Origin of the sequence: Vibrio sp. 10N.261.54.A5, assembly GCF_041471145.1 — a bacterium.
In the GTDB taxonomy this organism is placed as follows: Bacteria; Pseudomonadota; Gammaproteobacteria; order Enterobacterales; family Vibrionaceae; genus Vibrio; species Vibrio crassostreae_C.
Window position 1 is genome coordinate 1 of sequence record NZ_JBFRNU010000055.1, and the last position, 18,359, is coordinate 18,359.

General features: G+C 44.1%; 21 protein-coding genes. 6 read left to right on the forward strand and 15 right to left on the reverse strand.

Annotation, left to right across the window (positions count from 1 at the left end; translation table 11 throughout):
- From pseH to AB4329_RS16965, 8 genes are all read right to left on the reverse strand, one after another.
- Positions 1 to 289, reverse strand: a 289-nt coding sequence (gene pseH / locus AB4329_RS16930; protein WP_372138834.1) for a UDP-4-amino-4,6-dideoxy-N-acetyl-beta-L-altrosamine N-acetyltransferase, incomplete at its 3' end; no start/stop codon positions are given.
- Positions 270 to 1,340, reverse strand: a complete 1,071-nt coding sequence (gene pseG, locus AB4329_RS16935; RefSeq protein WP_372138836.1) for a UDP-2,4-diacetamido-2,4,6-trideoxy-beta-L-altropyranose hydrolase — start codon at positions 1,338 to 1,340, stop codon at positions 270 to 272. The genes pseG and pseH, both read right to left, overlap by 20 nt.
- A 3-nt stretch (positions 1,341 to 1,343) precedes the next feature.
- Positions 1,344 to 2,033, reverse strand: a complete 690-nt coding sequence (pseF, locus tag AB4329_RS16940; protein WP_372138838.1) for a pseudaminic acid cytidylyltransferase — start codon at positions 2,031 to 2,033, stop codon at positions 1,344 to 1,346.
- Positions 2,033 to 3,208, reverse strand: a complete 1,176-nt coding sequence (pseC, locus tag AB4329_RS16945) for a UDP-4-amino-4,6-dideoxy-N-acetyl-beta-L-altrosamine transaminase (protein ID WP_372138840.1) — start codon at positions 3,206 to 3,208, stop codon at positions 2,033 to 2,035. Before pseC ends, pseF begins: the two co-directional genes overlap by 1 nt.
- Positions 3,205 to 4,218 carry a UDP-N-acetylglucosamine 4,6-dehydratase (inverting) gene (pseB, locus tag AB4329_RS16950; RefSeq protein WP_372129178.1) on the reverse strand — a complete coding sequence of 338 codons (1,014 nt, stop codon included), beginning with the start codon at positions 4,216 to 4,218 and terminating at the stop codon, positions 3,205 to 3,207. Before pseB ends, pseC begins: the two co-directional genes overlap by 4 nt.
- A 74-nt stretch (positions 4,219 to 4,292) precedes the next feature.
- Positions 4,293 to 5,372: a glycosyltransferase family 4 protein gene (locus AB4329_RS16955; RefSeq protein WP_372138842.1), complete on the reverse strand. Its 1,080-nt coding sequence runs from the start codon at positions 5,370 to 5,372 to the stop codon at positions 4,293 to 4,295.
- A gap of 10 nt (positions 5,373 to 5,382) precedes the next feature.
- Positions 5,383 to 6,174, reverse strand: coding sequence for a glycosyltransferase family 2 protein (locus tag AB4329_RS16960; protein WP_010433802.1), 792 nt, complete (start codon positions 6,172 to 6,174; stop codon positions 5,383 to 5,385).
- A 9-nt stretch (positions 6,175 to 6,183) separates the two neighbouring features.
- Positions 6,184 to 7,215 (reverse strand): CDP-glycerol--glycerophosphate glycerophosphotransferase, encoded by a 1,032-nt coding sequence (locus tag AB4329_RS16965; RefSeq protein ID WP_017069245.1) that lies wholly within the window; start codon positions 7,213 to 7,215, stop codon positions 6,184 to 6,186.
- A gap of 132 nt (positions 7,216 to 7,347) precedes the next feature.
- Between AB4329_RS16965 and waaA the strand changes: the two genes are divergently transcribed.
- Positions 7,348 to 8,610, forward strand: coding sequence for a lipid IV(A) 3-deoxy-D-manno-octulosonic acid transferase (gene waaA / locus AB4329_RS16970; protein ID WP_372138845.1), 1,263 nt, complete (start codon positions 7,348 to 7,350; stop codon positions 8,608 to 8,610).
- Positions 8,611 to 8,650: 40 nt separating this feature from the next.
- On the opposite strand, the gene AB4329_RS16975 is transcribed toward waaA, so the two are convergent.
- Positions 8,651 to 9,364 (reverse strand): 3-deoxy-D-manno-octulosonic acid kinase, encoded by a 714-nt coding sequence (locus AB4329_RS16975; RefSeq protein WP_017071073.1) that lies wholly within the window; start codon positions 9,362 to 9,364, stop codon positions 8,651 to 8,653.
- Between the two features lie 96 nt (positions 9,365 to 9,460).
- Here AB4329_RS16975 and AB4329_RS16980 point away from each other — a divergent pair, with 96 nt between their 5' ends.
- Both AB4329_RS16980 and coaD read left to right on the forward strand, forming a co-directional pair.
- The gene (locus tag AB4329_RS16980) at positions 9,461 to 10,543 is read left to right on the forward strand and encodes a glycosyltransferase family 9 protein (RefSeq protein WP_017063093.1); all 1,083 of its coding nucleotides are present in this window, start codon (positions 9,461 to 9,463) and stop codon (positions 10,541 to 10,543) included.
- A 1-nt stretch (position 10,544) separates the two neighbouring features.
- Positions 10,545 to 11,027, forward strand: coding sequence for a pantetheine-phosphate adenylyltransferase (gene coaD, locus AB4329_RS16985; RefSeq protein ID WP_010433787.1), 483 nt, complete (start codon positions 10,545 to 10,547; stop codon positions 11,025 to 11,027).
- Between the two features lie 66 nt (positions 11,028 to 11,093).
- Here coaD and AB4329_RS16990 read toward each other — a convergent pair whose 3' ends face one another.
- From AB4329_RS16990 to radC, 6 genes are all read right to left on the reverse strand, one after another.
- Positions 11,094 to 12,098: an NAD-dependent epimerase gene (locus tag AB4329_RS16990; protein WP_372138847.1), complete on the reverse strand. Its 1,005-nt coding sequence runs from the start codon at positions 12,096 to 12,098 to the stop codon at positions 11,094 to 11,096.
- Between the two features lie 91 nt (positions 12,099 to 12,189).
- Positions 12,190 to 12,999: a bifunctional DNA-formamidopyrimidine glycosylase/DNA-(apurinic or apyrimidinic site) lyase gene (gene mutM / locus AB4329_RS16995; RefSeq protein ID WP_372112422.1), complete on the reverse strand. Its 810-nt coding sequence runs from the start codon at positions 12,997 to 12,999 to the stop codon at positions 12,190 to 12,192.
- Between the two features lie 2 nt (positions 13,000 to 13,001).
- The gene (locus AB4329_RS17000; RefSeq protein ID WP_372110047.1) at positions 13,002 to 13,526 is read right to left on the reverse strand and encodes a hypothetical protein; all 525 of its coding nucleotides are present in this window, start codon (positions 13,524 to 13,526) and stop codon (positions 13,002 to 13,004) included.
- A 204-nt stretch (positions 13,527 to 13,730) separates the two neighbouring features.
- A complete protein-coding gene (rpmG, locus tag AB4329_RS17005; protein ID WP_002535344.1) occupies positions 13,731 to 13,898 on the reverse strand; it encodes a 50S ribosomal protein L33 in 168 nt (55 codons plus the stop codon).
- A gap of 13 nt (positions 13,899 to 13,911) precedes the next feature.
- Positions 13,912 to 14,148: a 50S ribosomal protein L28 gene (rpmB, locus tag AB4329_RS17010; RefSeq protein ID WP_004728407.1), complete on the reverse strand. Its 237-nt coding sequence runs from the start codon at positions 14,146 to 14,148 to the stop codon at positions 13,912 to 13,914.
- Positions 14,149 to 14,439: 291 nt separating this feature from the next.
- Complete coding sequence (gene radC, locus AB4329_RS17015) at positions 14,440 to 15,114, reverse strand: DNA repair protein RadC (protein ID WP_048607667.1); 675 nt, start codon at positions 15,112 to 15,114, stop codon at positions 14,440 to 14,442.
- A 224-nt stretch (positions 15,115 to 15,338) separates the two neighbouring features.
- On the opposite strand from radC, the gene coaBC reads away from it, so the two are divergent.
- From coaBC to lpxL, 3 genes are all read left to right on the forward strand, one after another.
- On the forward strand, positions 15,339 to 16,580 hold the full coding sequence (gene coaBC / locus AB4329_RS17020) for a bifunctional phosphopantothenoylcysteine decarboxylase/phosphopantothenate--cysteine ligase CoaBC (protein WP_017063087.1): 1,242 nt from the start codon (positions 15,339 to 15,341) through the stop codon (positions 16,578 to 16,580).
- 139 nt (positions 16,581 to 16,719) lie between these two features.
- Positions 16,720 to 17,310, forward strand: coding sequence for a nucleoid occlusion factor SlmA (gene slmA / locus AB4329_RS17025; RefSeq protein WP_004741428.1), 591 nt, complete (start codon positions 16,720 to 16,722; stop codon positions 17,308 to 17,310).
- Between the two features lie 39 nt (positions 17,311 to 17,349).
- Positions 17,350 to 18,330, forward strand: a complete 981-nt coding sequence (gene lpxL / locus AB4329_RS17030; protein WP_372138849.1) for an LpxL/LpxP family Kdo(2)-lipid IV(A) lauroyl/palmitoleoyl acyltransferase — start codon at positions 17,350 to 17,352, stop codon at positions 18,328 to 18,330.
- Positions 18,331 to 18,359: the final 29 nt, after the last annotated feature.

Genomic DNA, 18,359 nt, shown 5'->3' on the forward strand with positions numbered 1-18,359 from the left:
GTGCGATCCCGCCCTGGGGCGACGCATAGAATGCCCAAGAAGCGATTCTAGGAATTCGATTTATATCAGTAAATCCAACAACCCCTGCTGGCTCTCCATTTAACTCTGCTAGAAAATATTCTTTTGAACTATCCTTGCACATGCTAGAAAACCATGACTTGTGCTCATCCATAGTGATTTCATGAGAGGTGTACATATTTTTTCTAACATCTGGAGAGTTTCTCCAAGCAAGAATTTCTTCTAAATCACTTTCTTCAAGTGGCCTAAATTTAATCACTCTTTGTTTCACGACAAAAGCTCTCCATTGTTTGAACGACCTTATTCGCACCGAAGCCATCAACTTCAAAATCACTAAAAGGTTTGATGTCATCCCACCTTTCACATAAACGCGCTAGCTCAAGTGCATAAGTATCGGTACTCGTCGTTATACCTTCACCTAAGTATTCAACAAACCCTAAATCTGACAAGTAATTTGAAAGTATTACTTGATTCTCCGCTACGGAAACTATCGAGGCTGGAACTCTGAGACAAAAACGCTCCCAGTTACTTACTCCTGAGGCGCCAATTGCATATTTGCTATTACTTAAAGATAAATCAAAACTCTCTAAATTTTTGTATATAGAAACATTGCTCTTTTGATTAAGCTTTATCAAAGCATCAAAACGAGGGTTGATTCTCCCCGTGATCAAAATAGTATTAAACGGGAGCCTCTTAAACTCATTTGCTGCAAGAATAAACTTCTCGCACTCATTTGTAGGATCTGTTCCACCAAAAAAGACTAAGAGTTGATTGGATATTGAATCTCGGGGCGAATCCCGCAATGTTGAAAAGCTCTCTCTTAAAAGAGCATATTCAGGACCAAGGAGCTTAGTAGCAGAACAATCCGAATATCTTTTTGAAATGTTCGGCCATAGGTTTTGGTCGAGAATAATATCACTACAGTGTTCACGGTTAAGGTCATCAATCGATAAAATAGCGCATGACAGCTTACCTATAATGATACTTTCCCATTCATGGTCCAGCGCATAGTGATCCACAATCACCCACTCGGAAGAATCAACTTTAGATAGAAAGTCATTTGCATCTTCTTCAACGCTACGTTGAAGCCAAGCTTTATAATCAGCGCTATGGGAGGGAGTCATTTGTAGACAAGAGGGAGTCAGCTCTAATACGTCAAAGCCTCTATCACGGATATATGTAATCATGTCCCCAGGCTGAGGCAGACAAGCAAAGCATACAGAAAAACCTTTGCTTTTTAATATATCAGCAAGCACCAAACAGCGCATGACGTGGCCACTACCGATAAATAGTGACGCATCCACTAGGAAGGTAACCTTCATTATTTATCCTAACCTCAATGCTGAAAAAAGAGATTCGGCCAGTTCCCAGTCTTCTTGGGTATCAATATCTTGAACGCGTTTTCTCGGCAAGAGCACGGCCTTAGAGTGGCTGGAAAACACCGATTGTTTATTCAGGAAAGCATCTTTACGACCCCAATAAAACTGGCCAGCATCGTGATACGCTTCTTCCAAGTCTTGTGATCTTACCTGTTCGTTCTCAGGCGAAAACATCGAAACATAGCCTTGCTCATCAAGCTTAATGGCACGCTGAATCGGAAAAGGAAACGATGTGGCACCAAATGTAAATTGCACACTATTTCCTCTAAGTAGCTCGTAGCCTTTCTGAAGATCTTCAGGTAAAACAAACGGAGCAGTGGCGTACAAACAACAAACATCACCAATATCCCAGCCATTATTAGCGCACCAAGTTATTGCATGGTGTATCACATCCATAGTGGTAGCATAGTCATCGGAGATATTTGAAGGCCGTAAAAATGGCACTTCAGCACCATACTTTATCGCTACCTCGGCTATCTCAGCATCATCAGTAGAGACAATAACCTTATCAAAACAATCCGAAGCAAGTGCAGCCTCGATTGAGTAAGCGATCATAGGTTTGCCATGAAAGTGCTTTATATTTTTACGAGGAATACGCTTGCTGCCACCACGTGCAGGAATAATAGCAACGTTCATTATTTACCTGTCAAAATTTCAGTTACTACACGAACAACGGTATTTTGCTGTTCTTCCGTCATACCATGGAACATTGGCAGTGAGATGGCTTCTTGATAGTAGCGTTCTGACTCAGGGAATTCCCCTTCAGTAAAGCCCATAGCTTGGTAATATGGCTGAGTATGCACAGGAATGTAATGCAAATTAACACCGATACCATTTTCACGCAGGGCGTCAAACACTTGTTTATGAGTTAATGATATCTCATCCAACTTCAAACGAATTACGAATAAATGCAAACCTGAGTACGTGTTTTCAAGTTGATAAGGAAGTACCAAGGGTAATTCAGATAACATTTGATTATAACGCTTAGACAACATATGGCGCGCCGCAACAAATTCATCAAGACGTTGCATTTGCGTGACACCCAACGCCGCTTGAAGTTCTGTCATGCGGTAGTTGAAACCTAAATCAACCTGTTGGTAATACCAGCCACCATGAGAAGCTTCCGTCATCATTTCAGGATCTCGTGTAATACCATGACTGCGCAAGAGAGCCATTTTATCCGCTAGCTCTTTCTGGTTCGTTAATGCAGCACCACCTTCAGCCGTTGTGACAATTTTTACAGGGTGAAAACTGAACACTGTAATATCAGAATACTTACAATTACCGATTGGTTGTTCATGATATTGACCACCAATAGCATGAGAAGCATCTTCAATGACTTTAAAGCCATATTCTTTGGCTAGCTTAGCAATGGATTCCATATCACAAGGCTGACCACATAAGTGAACAGGAACTACGACTTTAGGTAGAGTTCCTGTAGCTTTAGCAGTAATTAGCTTTTGCTCTAGCTTTTTAGGGCACATGTTATAAGTTGCTGAATCAATATCAACAAAGTCCACTTTAGCTCCGCAATAAAGACCACAGTTTGCAGACGCAACAAAAGTAACAGGCGTTGTCCACAACCAGTCACCTTCCCCCAAACCTAAAGCCAAACAAGCGATATGCAGAGCCGAGGTTGCACTATTCACTGCTAACGCATACTGAGCACCAGTATGTTCTGTTAACGCTTTTTCAAACGCAGGAACTTGTGGCCCCTGAGTTAGAAAATCAGATTTAAGGACATCAACTACACTATCAATGTCTTGCTGACTGATATCTTGCTTGCCGTATGGAATCACTGTTCTACTCACACTGTAAATTTAGGATCAACATGTTCTTTGATTAGGTCACGTAGACCTTCAATCGTTTCCCACTCAGTATTGGTGCCTGAGTTGTATTTAAAACCAAAAGGCACTTTCTCAGCCTTATGGTGATTCATGTACTCATCTTCTGTGTATGTAAAAGAGACAGAAGGAAGGATCGCGTAATAACGACCTAAATCAATCGTATTGAGAGAATCAGTATCAGTGATCATTTCTTCATGAAGTTTTTCTCCTGGGCGAATGCCAACAACCATCGTTGCCATGCCCGGCGCAATAGCTTCAGCGATGTCTAGAATTTTGTACGAAGGGATCTTAGGAATAAAGATCTCACCACCCAAATGGTTTTCAAGTGCATACATGACCATATTCACGCCATCTTGAAGAGAAATATTAAAACGCGTCATCTCTTCATGTGTAATTGGCAGTACACCTTCTTCTTTTTTCTGCATAAAGAATGGAATAACTGAACCACGAGAGCCCATAACATTGCCGTAACGTACGACACTGAAACGAATGTCTTTTGAGCCTTTAATATTGTTCGCAGCGGCAAATAGCTTATCCGATGCAAGTTTCGTAGCACCATATAAGTTAATTGGTGCACATGCCTTATCGGTCGAGAGAGCAACGACATCTTTCACACCACACGCAAGAGCTGCACTAATCACATTCTCTGCGCCATCAATATTGGTGCGAATACATTCAGTCGGATTGTACTCAGCAGTGTCTACTTGTTTGATCGCAGCGGCGTGGATAATGACATCAACATCTTCACACGCTTGAATCATACGATTACGATCACGCACATCGCCAATAAAGAAGCGCAGTTGAGGGAAATCCTTAGCTGGGTATTGTTGCTTGATTTCAAACTGTTTTAGTTCATCACGAGAAAAAATGATGATTTTCTTTACATCTTGGTAACGTTCTAAAATCGTTTTAATGAACTGTTTACCAAATGAACCTGTGCCACCTGTAATTAAAACTGTTTTGTTATTTAGCATATTCAACTACTCTATTATGTCTTTTATATTCTTAGTCTGTAGACTCAGAATTTTAAATTCAAATTAATTTCTAACTACCTGGCTAGTAGTTTCTCAAAAAACTCCAAATGCTTCTTCACTGTCACTCGTGAACTAAAGTTTTCATCTAGGCGCTTCTTAGCCGCTTCACTCATGGCTGTGCACTTGGCCTTGTCTTGTGCGAGCTTGTCCATAGCATCGCCCAACGCTTTAGCGTCACCAGTTGGGACAATATAACCCGTCTCGCCATCTACAACGAGTTCAGGGGCTCCACCAGTAGTCGTAACTACAGAAGTAGTGCCATTGGCCATTGCTTCAACAATAGTGCGTGGTAGCCCTTCTCCGCTAATCGATGGCTGAACTTGAAAGTCAGCCATACACATGATTGAAGGGATGTCAGTACGATGACCAATGTAGTGAATACGCTCACTCATAGGACTTGCTTTCATCTCATCAAAATGAGTCTCATAACCGCTGCCCGCTAAGATCAAATGGAAGTTCGGTGCAGTAATGTATTTGGTCGACTCAAGTAAGACAGAGATGCCCTTACTTGGCCTTACGTGCGCTGCAGTAATCGCGACGACATCATCTTCATTCAAACCAAACTCAGAACGCTCGGTTGGTGGTACTTTATACCAATCCAATTCATGCCCTTTGTATATGGTAACAACGTTATCTTTGTTCTTCCAAACTCGTTTTACCACGTCTTGTCGCACCGCTTCTGAAACACAGACAATGCCGTCTACACGAGGGTGAAGTTGAGTTAAATAAGCACTAGGGTCATGTCGATATAACCCGCCAGTAGTGCCTCGATAAACGACTAATTTAACGTTGAAACCAATACACGCAAACGCCGCATTAGGTATCGTCTTTGAGTTAAAAGCATAGCAGATGTCGTAATCATGAGTTTTCAGCTCGTGGCGAATCTTTTTAATGGTGTCAAAACAAATTTTACGTTTCGGATAGCCATCTACTACTCGGATACCATGCTCTTCTAGCTTCGATACGTGCTCAGATTCTCCCTGAGTCATTATCGTCACTTGATGCCCTTGACGAGCTAGTTCGATAAAAATCGCAGCTTCTGGACGCAAACTATTCCATGCATGTAAGTAAGATGCACAAACTAAAATCTTCATCTCTCGGTTCCTATTTGGCTTGGTCGTTTGAGCGGTCATCTGAGCGGTTTTCAAGAATCCACAAACCGACGTATTTATTGAAATTCACTTGAGCGTAAGTCATCGCCATAATGAAGCCGACACTGCCATCCATAAAGCCACGGCGAATGATATACACAAGGAAGAACGTCCATATTGCACGTAATAAAGCTAAAAATAAGCCGTGTGATTTCTTACCTTTGCGATGGTACTTTTGCGATCCAAGCCAAGCGTACTGCGCTGCTTTGTCTAAACCATGACCATAATCGCGATGGGTGTAATGAAGAAGAAACCCCTTCAGTACACCTGTAGAACCTTGCTCAGGAACGACGGTCTCGTGAACCTCGTCTAACGTATATCGAGAGCCTTCTCTCTTAAACAGTCTTAATACTGCACGAGCACTGCGGCCATGTTTTAGAGTCGTGCCATAAAGAGTCACTCCCCAAGGCAGTTTGTACGCAGTGTGTTTGATTTGATCTTGTTTTAATAGTTCAACAAGAGCGTCGCTCATCTCTTTATCGAGAGCTTCGTCAGCATCAATTGATAGCACCCAATCACATGTCGCTTTATCTAGCGCTCGCTGTTTTTGCTTACCAAAGCCAGGCCAATCTGTGATTGTCACGTTATCTGTATATTTTTGGCATATCTCAACGGTTGCGTCCGTTGATCCGCTGTCTAACACAATTAGCTCATCGGCAATATCAACCACAGATTTTAGGCAAGTTTCAATTCGGTCTTCTTCATTCTTGGTAATAACAATGACAGACAGGGTATGTTTTCTCATTATTCAGCCCTAGAATTTCCAATAGTTTAATGATTTACGGATTTTAAAGTTACGAATCCAATTTTTTGGTTTTTTATCCTGCCAACCGCTTTCTAGCACATCCGTAATAGCACTCAGAACTCTCGCTGAGGATTGACCGTCCAAATATGGCGTTATTGACGGACCATAATTAGCAATGGCTTTATCTCTTGTTTCATCAGGCAGCATAGCTTGTTGAATTGCTGATTCTAACTGCTCTGCTTGGGTAATATTGATGAAGCTCGCTTGAGGCTCTCGGTTATTTACCGTAACAACCGGCTTATTGAGCAACAAAAACTCCTGAAAGATCGATGAGTTGTCACATACCATCACATCAGCACGATGCTGCATTTCAATCACTCGATCATTGTCGAAGAACAGAAGGTTGTCCCCTTCCAACGCCTGGTATTTTTCTCGTGTCTCTTGCTTCATTTTAGGATGCAATGTGACTAACCATTGCCACTGGCTCAGTTTGCTTAGGCGCTTAAGCTCTTCATAAACCAATTCAGCACAGGATAAACTTGGCGAAAAAGTGGAAGCGAATAGAATTTGAGGTCTTTCAAAATGCTTGTCACTGGTTTGATAATTAAACAAGCTATCGAGCTTCAGCCACCCGGTCTCTTTAACTTGAAAATAGCCGCGCTGCTTAGCTAGCGGCTCAAGCGAGCTTGTTCTTTCATGGCCTTCGGTGCAATACAAATCAAATAGACCACGTTCAGGGTATAAGTTCCCACGTTTGCTCTCGTTCAAACCATGAAATACTTGTACCTTCAACCCTGGAATAAACGCTGGAACACGATCGCCGGGCACTAGAACGGCAGAAGGATTAAAGGCAATAGCTTCTGTCAAAGAGACGCTCTGCTCTTGATCCAGTAAAAGATGTTCAGAAGCGTCTTCACCAACAAGCAACCACTTAACCTCATGGCCGAGTTGCTTCGCGTAATCATAGAATGGGCGAAGAATAGCAAATGAATAATTTTGCTCGACATAGAGCAAGAAACGATAGGTTTGATCGGTTTGCATAAGCGATGAGATAAAATTCACCATGTCCGTTTGAAAGCGCAACTAAGCATTTAATTATAACGCTCTTTACTTTCGAGATTGAAGAAAATACTCTTCTGAATATTGATTTTGCCTTCTGGTGTCACTGTTCTTATGCTTATACGACTTATCTATACTCTCATATTGTCATTAGCTTCTCCGCTACTGCTGTATGGGCTTTATAAGAGCAAACCTGGAAAGCCAAGTTTTGGTCAGCGTTGGAAAGAACATTTCGGGATCACACCGCAAACTCAAGGTAAGAATCCTATCTGGATTCACGCAGTATCGGTTGGTGAATCGATTGCCGCCGTACCGATCATAAAGCAACTGAAGCGACGCAATCCAAACCAAGCCATTATCGTTACCACCACAACCAGCACGGGTGCAGAGCAGATAGAAAAACTCGGTGATTTGGTCGAACATCGCTACATGCCGATTGATTTTTCTTGGTGTGTACGAGGCTTCCTTAAATCAGTAAAACCAAAGCAAATGTTGATTATGGAAACAGAGCTTTGGCCAAACACGTTACATTGCGTCGCGAAAGCTGGGATTCCTATTTCAGTACTCAACGCTCGCCTATCTGAGCGCTCGTGCCAGCGCTATGCTAAATTCCAATCCGTCTTTAACCTTCTAGCGAAAAACCTTTCTCAAGTACTCTGCCAATACCCAAGTGATGCTGAGCGTTTTATACGATTAGGGTTAGATAAAGCATCGGTGCATGTGACAGGCTCAATCAAGTTTGATATTGAAGTCTCTTCTGAACAAGTAGAAAAAGGTAAAGCTTTGAGGGATCAAGTCGGCTTTAATCGTGATGTCTGGATTGCTGCGAGTACCCACCAAGGTGAAGATGAAATTGTTTTAGATGCTCATAAGCAACTTCTAAAAGACAAACCAAGAGCGTTATTGATGATTGTACCTCGTCACCCTGAACGATTCAGCCAAGTGACGGAACTGGCTAAACAGCAAGAATTCAACACCATCACTCGAACAAGTCAACAACCTATCGCCTCGGATGTTGAAGTGTATATTGCTGATACGATGGGAGAAATGTTGACCTTACTCGGTGGTGCTGATGTGTGTTTTATGGGAGGAAGCCTTGTAGGCGATAAGGTAGGTGGCCACAATCTTCTAGAACCAGCAGCCCTACAACTACCTTTATTGAATGGTCCTAGCTACTTTAACTTCAGCGAGATCACAGACAAGCTACTGGAAGCCAATGCCGTGGTTATATGTCAAGATAGCCAAGATATCGCAGGCCAACTCCAACGACTGTTCAAACAATCAGAGCTGCGCAAAACTAAAGGCTTAGCGGCTTATCAAATAGTTGAGCAGAACCGAGGGGCGTTGGATAAAACCTTGGAATACATTCTTAGCTAACAACTATTTGACCTAATTAGCCTTGGTAGCCCTTTAACATCTAACCTTGATAACCCTTTAATATCGGCTCCCAATCCGACTCTTGCCATTGAATCTGGCGCTTGTTCACTTCTTTTAAGAACGAGCGCTTTAAGCGATTCAAGTTGCCTTCTTTCCAGTCATCACCCGCTTGCTGACCACACTTATCAAAGTCAATAATCCACACCCTTTGCGAGTCATCAAGCAGGATATTATGAATGTTGAGATCGGTATGATTAACCCCAGCATCGTGCATCTTGCGTACCTCTTGGCCAATTCGACGATAAACATCCGCATCTATCGGGCCATTGACCAAGACATCAACCAGATCTTTGGCATTGGGAATTCGTTCAGACATTAAGTCCGCTCGATAAAGTAGTCCGCTTTTAATGGCTCTAGCAGCAATGGGCTTCGGTACATTCACACCTGAGTTTGCCAATGCCTTGAGAACATTAAGCTCCATCGCACAGCGCGTGCTTTCCCAATCAGAGAAGCGATATTGGTCTTCGACTAGCTTCCCAAACAATCCGCCACGGCGATAATGGCGCAATGCGGCCTGTATTCCATCAAGCTGAATGAACCATGTGGTACCGCGTCCTTGAGCACTGCCTGAAATGGCGTCTTGTTGCTGCCAATATTCAGCCTCAAAAATCTGAGCGATATCGCCCTCTGGTACCTGAGCCAAAAGTTCAGGGTCGTACCAAATTGTTTGGTTCTTGGTGCTAATCGTTTCCATCTATGAGGCCTTTGGGTCGCTTTTCGTCATTGCTATTTTACAACTAATGCGAGTATCTGCATAATTCTGATGTTATTCACTTTTTTCGGGCACTTTATGTCACTGTTCTCAACTGCACCTCAATCTCTTTGCATACTTCGCCTCTCCGCGATTGGCGATGTTTGTCATGCTATTTCTGTGGTTCAAGCCATCCAGAAGCAGTGGCCTGAAACGAAAATCACTTGGATAACGGGCAAAATAGAAGCCATGCTGATCGGCGATCTACCCGGTATTGAGGTGATTGTTTTCGATAAGAAACAAGGCTTCAAAGGAATGCGTGAATTATGGCGTCAGCTATCTGATCGTAAATTTGATGCACTTCTGCATATGCAAGCCGCACTCAGAGCCAGCGTGCTATCTTGGGGAATAAAGGCGAAGTGCAAAGTGGGATTTGGCAAAAACCGTACTCGTGAAATGCAGTCACTCTTTACCAACCACCATCTACCTATTTCAGATAAGTTTCATGTGTTGGATAACTTTGCCGAATTTGCTCGCTACATTGGTGCCCCCTTCGATAAGCCTCAATGGGATATCCCTTTAACACCTGAAGATGAACAACTCGCAATTAGCACCATGGCAGACAAGCCGACCTTGGTTATCTCCCCAGCTGCAAGCAAAGATTCACGCAATTGGTTAACTGAGCGATATGCAGCTATTGCTGATTATGCTGTCGAACAAGGCATGCAAGTGGTGTTATGTGGTTCTCCGGCACCAAGAGAAGTTAACCTTGGTAGCGACATCGAAAAATTATGCCAGTCGCCAGTAACCAACTTGATTGGCAAAACGAACTTGAAGCAACTGACTGCCGTACTGAAACATGCAACGGTGGTATTGGCACCTGATACTGGCCCAGCCCACTTGGCAACTACGCAGTCAACGCCTGTAATCGGCTTGTACGCACACAGCGACCCTCGTAGAACAGGACCTTACAACGATCTCGATATCGTAGTGAGTGTTTATCAACAGCACGTAGAAGCACAACAAGGTAAACCAGTCGCAGACCTTCCATGGGGAACCCGTGCTAAAGGCGATGACCTGATGAAAGACATCACACTCGATATGGTAAAGCAGCAACTCGATAAGGCCTTAAACTCTAGTAAAGCACCGAATTCGAACACTACATTAAGCAAGGACAGCTAAAATGAGCACACACGTTATTTATCCAGGAACTTTTGATCCGGTGACCAATGGCCACCTTGATATCATTGTTCGTGCCGCTAGCATGTTTGACCATATCACTGTTGGAGTAGCAGCGAGCCCAAGTAAAAAAACCATGTTTGAGTTAGATGAACGTGTAGAGTTGTTACGTGATGCGGTGTCTCACTTACCTAACGTATCTGTAGAGGGATTCTCAGGGTTACTAGTCGACTTTGCTAAACAGCAGCAAGCAAACGTATTAGTACGTGGTCTAAGAACAACCATGGACTTTGAGTACGAGTTTGGTCTCACTAGCATGTATCGTAAGCTCCTACCTGGCCTTGAAAGCGTATTTCTGACCCCTTCAGAAGAGTATGCTTTCCTCTCTTCAACCATTGTTCGTGAAGTCGCTATACACGGAGGGGATATTAGCCAGTTTGTACCACAAAAGGTGGCAGCCGAGATAAAGCTGAAGACTGCCAAGTAATTCTCTTTACCTACACCGAAAAAAATAGCGCTCATTGAGCGCTATTTTTATAAGAGAAACTAACTCTTATAGTGAGTAGTAAGCTTTATACCAATCCGCAAAAGCTTTCGCGCCTTCTTGGATCTTCACTTGAGGTTTATAACCAACCGCTTCAAACAAATCTTCCGTATCAGCGTAAGTCGCGTACACATCACCTGGTTGCATTGGCATGAAGTTCTTTTTCGCTTCAACACCTAGAGCACCTTCTAAGGCTTCGATGTAGTCCATTAATTTAACTGGGCTACCATGACCGATGTTAAACACTCGGTATGGTGCTGAACTGGTTGCTGGTGAGCCTTGCTCTACTGTCCAATCTGGCTGTTTAGCTGGAACTCGGTCTTGCACACGAATAATACCTTCAACAATATCATCGATATAAGTGAAGTCGCGCATCATGTCGCCATTGTTGTAAATGTCGATCTCTTTACCCACTACGATTAGATTCGCAAACTTGAACATCGCCATATCAGGGCGGCTCCAAGGGCCGTAAACGGTAAAGAAGCGTAAGCCTGTCGTTGGTACGTCATATAAATGCGAGTAAGTGTGTGCCATCAACTCATTCGACTTCTTAGTCGCAGCGTACAATGAAATCGGGTGGTCAACACTGTCAGCCGTGTGGAATGGCATTTTCTGGTTCAAGCCATAAACAGAGCTTGATGAAGCGTAAACCAGGTGTTCAACCTTGTTGTGGCGACAGCCTTCAAGAATAGCTAGGTGACCGACAAGGTTGCTATCGGCATACGCCATCGGGTTATCAATTGAGTAGCGAACGCCAGCTTGCGCCGCTAAATGAATAACACGGTCAAACTTTTGCTCAGCAAACAGCGTTGCCATGCCTTCTCTATCAGCAAGATCCAGCTCGATGAAGGTCAGGTTTTCATGCTCAATGCGCTTTAGGCGATCATGTTTCAAAGAGACTTCGTAGTAGTCATTCAAGTTATCAATGCCGACAACCTTATGTCCTGCTGCGCATAGTCGCTCTGAAACTGCAGAGCCAATAAACCCGGCAACGCCAGTTACTAAATATTTCATTCTACTATTCTCAATTCATATCATTAGTGTAATTGTAGCTATTAGCCTGCCTATCTACTAGCGTAAAAAAGTGAACATAAGTTCAGTTTTTTTATACTTGGCACTCTTCACAATAAAACGTGTTCCTCTGCCCTATTTTTAACTCTTGAATAAGAGCTTCACAAGTAGGGCACTTTTCGCCTGCTTTGCCATACACTTGCAGCTCTTGGGCGAAATACCCCGGTTTGCCATCTGCTTGTGCGAAATCTTTTAGCGTAGTACCGCCTTGTTTAATGGCGGTGGCGAGCACTTGTTTGATCTCTTTGGTCAACAAGACCCACTCTTGTTTTGTCACTTTGCTTGCAGGGCGCAAAGGGCTAATACGTGAAGCAAATAGCGCTTCGTTGGCGTAGATATTCCCGACACCCACCACCACCTTATTGTCCATGATGAACTGCTTGACGGCCACTTTACGCTTTTCTGCTTTCTCAGCAATGTAGTCAGCGTTGAAGTCATCGGTTAGTGGTTCAGGGCCAGAACCGAGTAACACAGGGTGTGTTTCGTCGGGAGCAGACCACAGCCAAGCGCCAAAACGACGTGGATCGTTGTAGCGTAGTACTTTTCCATTAGTGAGCTTAAGATCCACGTGATCGTGCTTTGCTGCTGGGAAGTCAGCATCTAATACGCGTAGTGAGCCAGACATACCAAGGTGAACAATGGCAGTGCCAGTATCCGTTTCAATCAATAGGTACTTTGCACGGCGCGAGATAGAGCGAATCACCTGCCCTTCTAATGCTTTGAGCTCTTGTGGGATATCCCAACGCAGCTTCGGCGTGCGAAAGGTAAGCGTTTTAATGGTCTCGCCGACTAAATGAGGCGAGATCCCCATTCTGCTTACTTCGACTTCGGGTAATTCAGGCATAGTTAGTCGTCCGATTTAGAGGAGTGGTTAGCGTTAAAGCTTGGAAACAGGTAGCTCTCTTCAATAGACACCGCCAACCACTGATCATTCCAGTTTTTTAACAACCAGAACTTAGGCAATTGATAATAGGTAATACGCTGGGGCTCTTCTTGGTCTTGATACCATACTTCGATGGTGTGTGGTGTATTTAACCGAGGCGTAAGGTCTGTGTAGGTCTGTGAGTCGACTTCCGTGCCCACAAGCTCTTTCCAACGTTGTGATAGCTCTTGTGCATTGGTGGCTTGAGGAAAGTCAGTATCTTCGAACTGGTAAACCCATTGATTATCTTGTTGAATGACAGACCACTTAGCAAAGTGTAACGCTTGAAGCTTTGCTGTTGGGTTCAGGAGATAAGGATAAGGGCTATCAACCTGCGGTTCAGGCTCGATAAGGTACGCTTTGATCAATGTTGGAAGGTTTAACACGCCAATAAAAGCGATCACACTGAACATGAGTATGTTGTTCCACCGGCGTCCACGATATCTCATCTGATTCTGCTCATCTAACCTATTGAACATTCAGTATATCGTGAAAGTGGCAATACTTTCTATGTTGTACAGATTTCTATCTATCAGAGGCTATATCAAGCAAGAATAATTGAGTTCCTCAAATTGTAGATATAAAAAAACCCAGCGATTAAACTGGGTTTTTCAATTCTTTCTTCTACTGAAGAAGAGCAAAAAAAGCATCAATTACTTGATTTTAGCTTCTTTGTACATAACGTGTTGGCGAACTACTGGATCAAACTTTTTGATCTCAAATTTGCCTGGCATGTTACGCTTGTTCTTATCAGTTGTGTAGAAGTGACCAGTACCTGCAGAAGATACTAGACGAATTTTCTCACGAATGCCTTTAGCCATTGCTTAATTCCTCTTAAACGTTTTCGCCACGTGCACGGATATCAACAAGAACAGCATCGATGCCTTTCTTATCAATGATACGCATGCCTTTAGCAGTTAGACGTAGTTTAACAAAACGTTTTTCGCTCTCTACCCAGAAACGATGAGTTTGTAGGTTCGGCAGAAAACGGCGCTTAGTAGCATTGCGTGCGTGTGAACGGTTGTTACCCGTTACTGGACGCTTACCAGTTACTTGGCATACTCGGGACATGAATGTCTTCTCCAATCGTTTCAGCTCGATATCAACCTTGGTGGCCGAACCTCTCTATCAATTAAAATAGAAGGTAAAAACCGTTATGGAAAATCCATACAAGGCTATCAAAGGTCGCGCATTATACTAACTTGACACGCATTGCTCAAGACCCGAACAGATCCTTTTTACGGATTTCGTGATCTTTTTTTGTGCAGCGCAGCTTGCTTGAGTAATCAGAGCTGATTTTAGGTCTAAAAATGTGGCCGGAATAATAGCAGATTTAACGCAACTAACAACCTAAAATGTGATTCAAATCCATCCACGCTCTGCAAAAGAGACAACTTCGCCATCTCCAACGACAAAATGGTCGAGAACTCGGATGTCCACCAGCGCTAATGCGTCGGTCAATCGGCGTGTAATCCTCCTATCCGCTTGGCTGGGCTCCGCGACACCCGAAGGATGGTTATGAGCCAAGATTAATGCCGCCGCATTGTGATGAAGTGCCCGTTTAACCACTTCCCGTGGGTAAACCGATGCGGCATCGATGGTTCCTTCAAACATAACTTCGTCTTTGATTACCCTATTTTGGTTATCGAGGAACAATATATAGAAGGCTTCTCGCTGGCGATCACGCAACATGCTCGAAAGATAAAGCTTAGTATGACTAGGGCTAGTGAGTGCATCTCCGCGAGATAACGTCTCTGCTAGATAGCGCTGTGTCATCTCTAACACAGCCTGTAATTGAACATACTTGGCCTGCCCCATCCCTTTATGGGCACAAAATTCTTCCTGCGTTGCTGAAAAAAGATGACGGAGCGAGCCAAAGTCTTTGATCAACTTGTCAGCAAGTTCCAACACGTTCATTCCTTGTGTCCCTGTTCGCAGAAATATCGCGAGCAATTCCGCATCACTCAAAGAATCAGGCCCTCGACTCAATAACTTTTCTCTCGGCATCGATTCGGCAGGCATTTTATCTATTGGCATATAAAAGCTAATCACTAGTCATGAACACGACCCACCACCTTAATGAGATCGTAATCGGAGATCCTTCGGTAGAGATAAAAGGAAACGAGTCACTAGCAAAACCGTGTAATTGATAAGTTTGATAACACCAACTTGATGAGCGTCAAATCTGTTCTAATTCTGCTTCTAGGCACTAATCCTTTGTTCTGATATCGTAAGTCCCAGAGAAATTAAGGAACAGAATCATGCAAACATTGGTTAATCAACTGGATAACGCTGACCTACAAGGCCTAGCTGGGAAAAAAATCCTACTTGGCATTAGTGGTGGTATCGCTGCGTATAAATGTGCCGAACTGACTCGACGCTTAATTGAGCGTGGGGCGCAAGTACAAGTCGTGATGACAAATGCAGCCAAGGAGTTCATCACTCCTCTCACCATGCAAGCCGTCTCTGGAAGGCCAGTGTCTGATAGTTTGCTTGATCCTGCTGCTGAGGCTTCCATGGGGCACATCGAGCTCGCAAAGTGGGCTGACTTGGTATTACTAGCGCCAGCAACCGCAGACCTGATTGCTCGTATGACAGCGGGCATGGGTAACGACCTACTGACCACTTTGGTTTTAGCAACCGATGCGCCAGTTGCGGTATCTCCAGCAATGAACCAACAAATGTACAGCCACCCTGCCACTCAAGAGAACATCGCAACGCTAAAACGTCGTGGTTGTGAGATCTGGGGCCCGGCGGCTGGCGAGCAAGCGTGTGGTGATGTTGGTATGGGTCGCATGTTAGAGCCTATGCAGCTTGTGCACCGTTGTGAAGACTTCTTCCAACCTAAGCCACTTGCTGGCCGTTCTGTGCTTATTACTGCAGGCCCGACTCGTGAAGCAATTGACCCGGTGCGTTACATTACCAACCACAGCTCGGGCAAGATGGGCTATGCACTGGCTGAAGCAGCCGCGAAACAAGGCGCAACAGTGACTCTAATCAGCGGCCCTGTTTCATTAGCAACGCCAAATAAAGTTAATCGTATTGATGTCGACAGCGCACAACAGATGTTTGATGCCGTTACTGCTAACGCTTCTCAACACGATATTTTCATCAGCTGCGCCGCAGTTGCCGATTACCGCCCTGAGACCATTGCAGACCAAAAGCTTAAAAAGGTCGACGGTAAAGACGACATGACCATTCAAATGGTTAAAAACCCAGATATTGTCGCTTCTGTCGCTTCAATGACCGAAGGTCGCCCATTTACTGTCGGCTTCGCAGCAGAAACTCAAGATGTTGAGAAGTACGCACGCGGTAAACTGGAAAGAAAGAACCTCGATATGATCTGCGCCAACGACGTCTCAGTTGAAGGCCAAGGCTTCAATAGCAGTAGCAATGAGCTGCACCTTTATTGGAAAGGCGGCGATAAATCTCTGCCACTGGAAAGCAAAGACACACTTGGTTTCCAGATCCTCGATCAGATCCAACAGCTTATTAATGTATAAACGCACAAATTTGCTCTGATAATCTGCTGACACCTCTCGATTCTGTTGACCTAGGGCTTACAAAACTAGGAAACAGAATTGAATGGTGTTTATAATCCTTCTTCACTCAATCCTCATCTTTAGGAAAGGAAGTAAATAGATGGCTGGTACTCGAAAATCAAACCGTCGTGAAGAAATCCTACAAGCTCTCGCACAAATGTTGGAATCGACCGAAGGTGCTTCTCGTATCACAACGGTAAAGTTGGCCAAGCAAGTGGGTGTTTCTGAAGCTGCGTTATACCGCCACTTCCCAAGCAAAGCCCGCATGTTTGAAGGCCTGATCGAGTTCATTGAAGAAGCGTTGATGTCTCGAATCAACCGTATTCTGGATGAAGAGAAAGACACGCTAGAGCGCATACGCCTAGTACTACAACTTATCTTAGTTTTCTCAGAACGTAACCCAGGCCTGACTCGAATTTTATCTGGTCATGCTCTAATGTTTGAAAATGAACGCCTGCGTGATCGCATCAACCAACTTTTCGAACGCATTGAGACGCAACTTCGCCAGATCCTGCGTGAAAGAAAGCTTCGTGAAGGGAAATCATTCCCGGTTGATGAGAAAATCTTAGCCGCTCAACTGCTCGGTCAAGTTGAAGGCAGCTTGAATCGATTTGTTCGCTCAGACTTCAAATATCAACCAACAGAAAACTTTGATGCTTATTGGGCACTGCTAAGCGCTCAGATTAAGTAGCAATCAAATTAAGTGGCAATCAAATCTTAAGTGATGGTTATGACGACGAAAACTTCTTCAGCAAACGGCACAGCACAACACGTGATTACTAAGCCGCCTTTTACTCTAGCTCTACTTCACCCTAAATATTGGGGTGTATGGTTTGGTTTTGGGTTATTGGCGCTTATTGTTAACGCTCTCCCTTATCGCCTCTTACTGCTGTTAGGCCGATCGTTAGGCTCTTTGGGTGCTCGCTATGGTAAAAAGCGCGTCGCGGTAGCAACACGTAACTTGGAGCTCGCCTTCCCAGACAAGCCAGCAGATGAAGTCGCGGCAATGGTCAGTGAGAACTTTAAGAATACAGGTATGGCACTCATCGAAACCGGCATTACCTGGTTCTGGCCAACGTGGCGTTTCAAGCGCATCCTAGTAGATAAAGACACCCAAACACTGCGTACGCACAAAGCTAACGGTAAAGGTGTTCTTCTATGCTGTGTGCATGCCTTAAACCTAGAGATCACTGCGCGAGCAATGGCTGTTCTCGGTATTTCAGGTTTAGGTGTTTATCGCCCGCACAACAATCCGGCTTATGAATTCATTCAATACCGTGGTCGTACTCAAAACGGCAACCGCCTGATTCACCGTAAAGACGTGAAGCGTATGATTCGAATCCTGCGTCAGGGTGAGATCCTTTTCTACCTACCGGATCATGATTACGGTCGTAACAAGTCTGTGTTTGTGCCTTTCTTCGCTGTAGAAGATGCATGTACTACAACAGGCACTAGTATTCTGGCTTATACGAGCCGATGCGCACTTGTTCCGGGTTCTGGTTTTAGAAATGCCGATGGCAAGTATGAGATCATGGCCGATGAATCAATTGAAGATGACTATCCACAGAAAGATGAGAAAGCGGCTGCCGCCTACATGAACCGCTACCTTGAGAAGATTATCTTAAGAGCACCAGAACAGTGGATGTGGCTGCACAAGCGCTTTAAGACCATGGAAGACCCAGAAGTGGAGCGCGGCATTCGTTATAAATAATGAATACTGAACCAAAAGGAAAGGGGCTG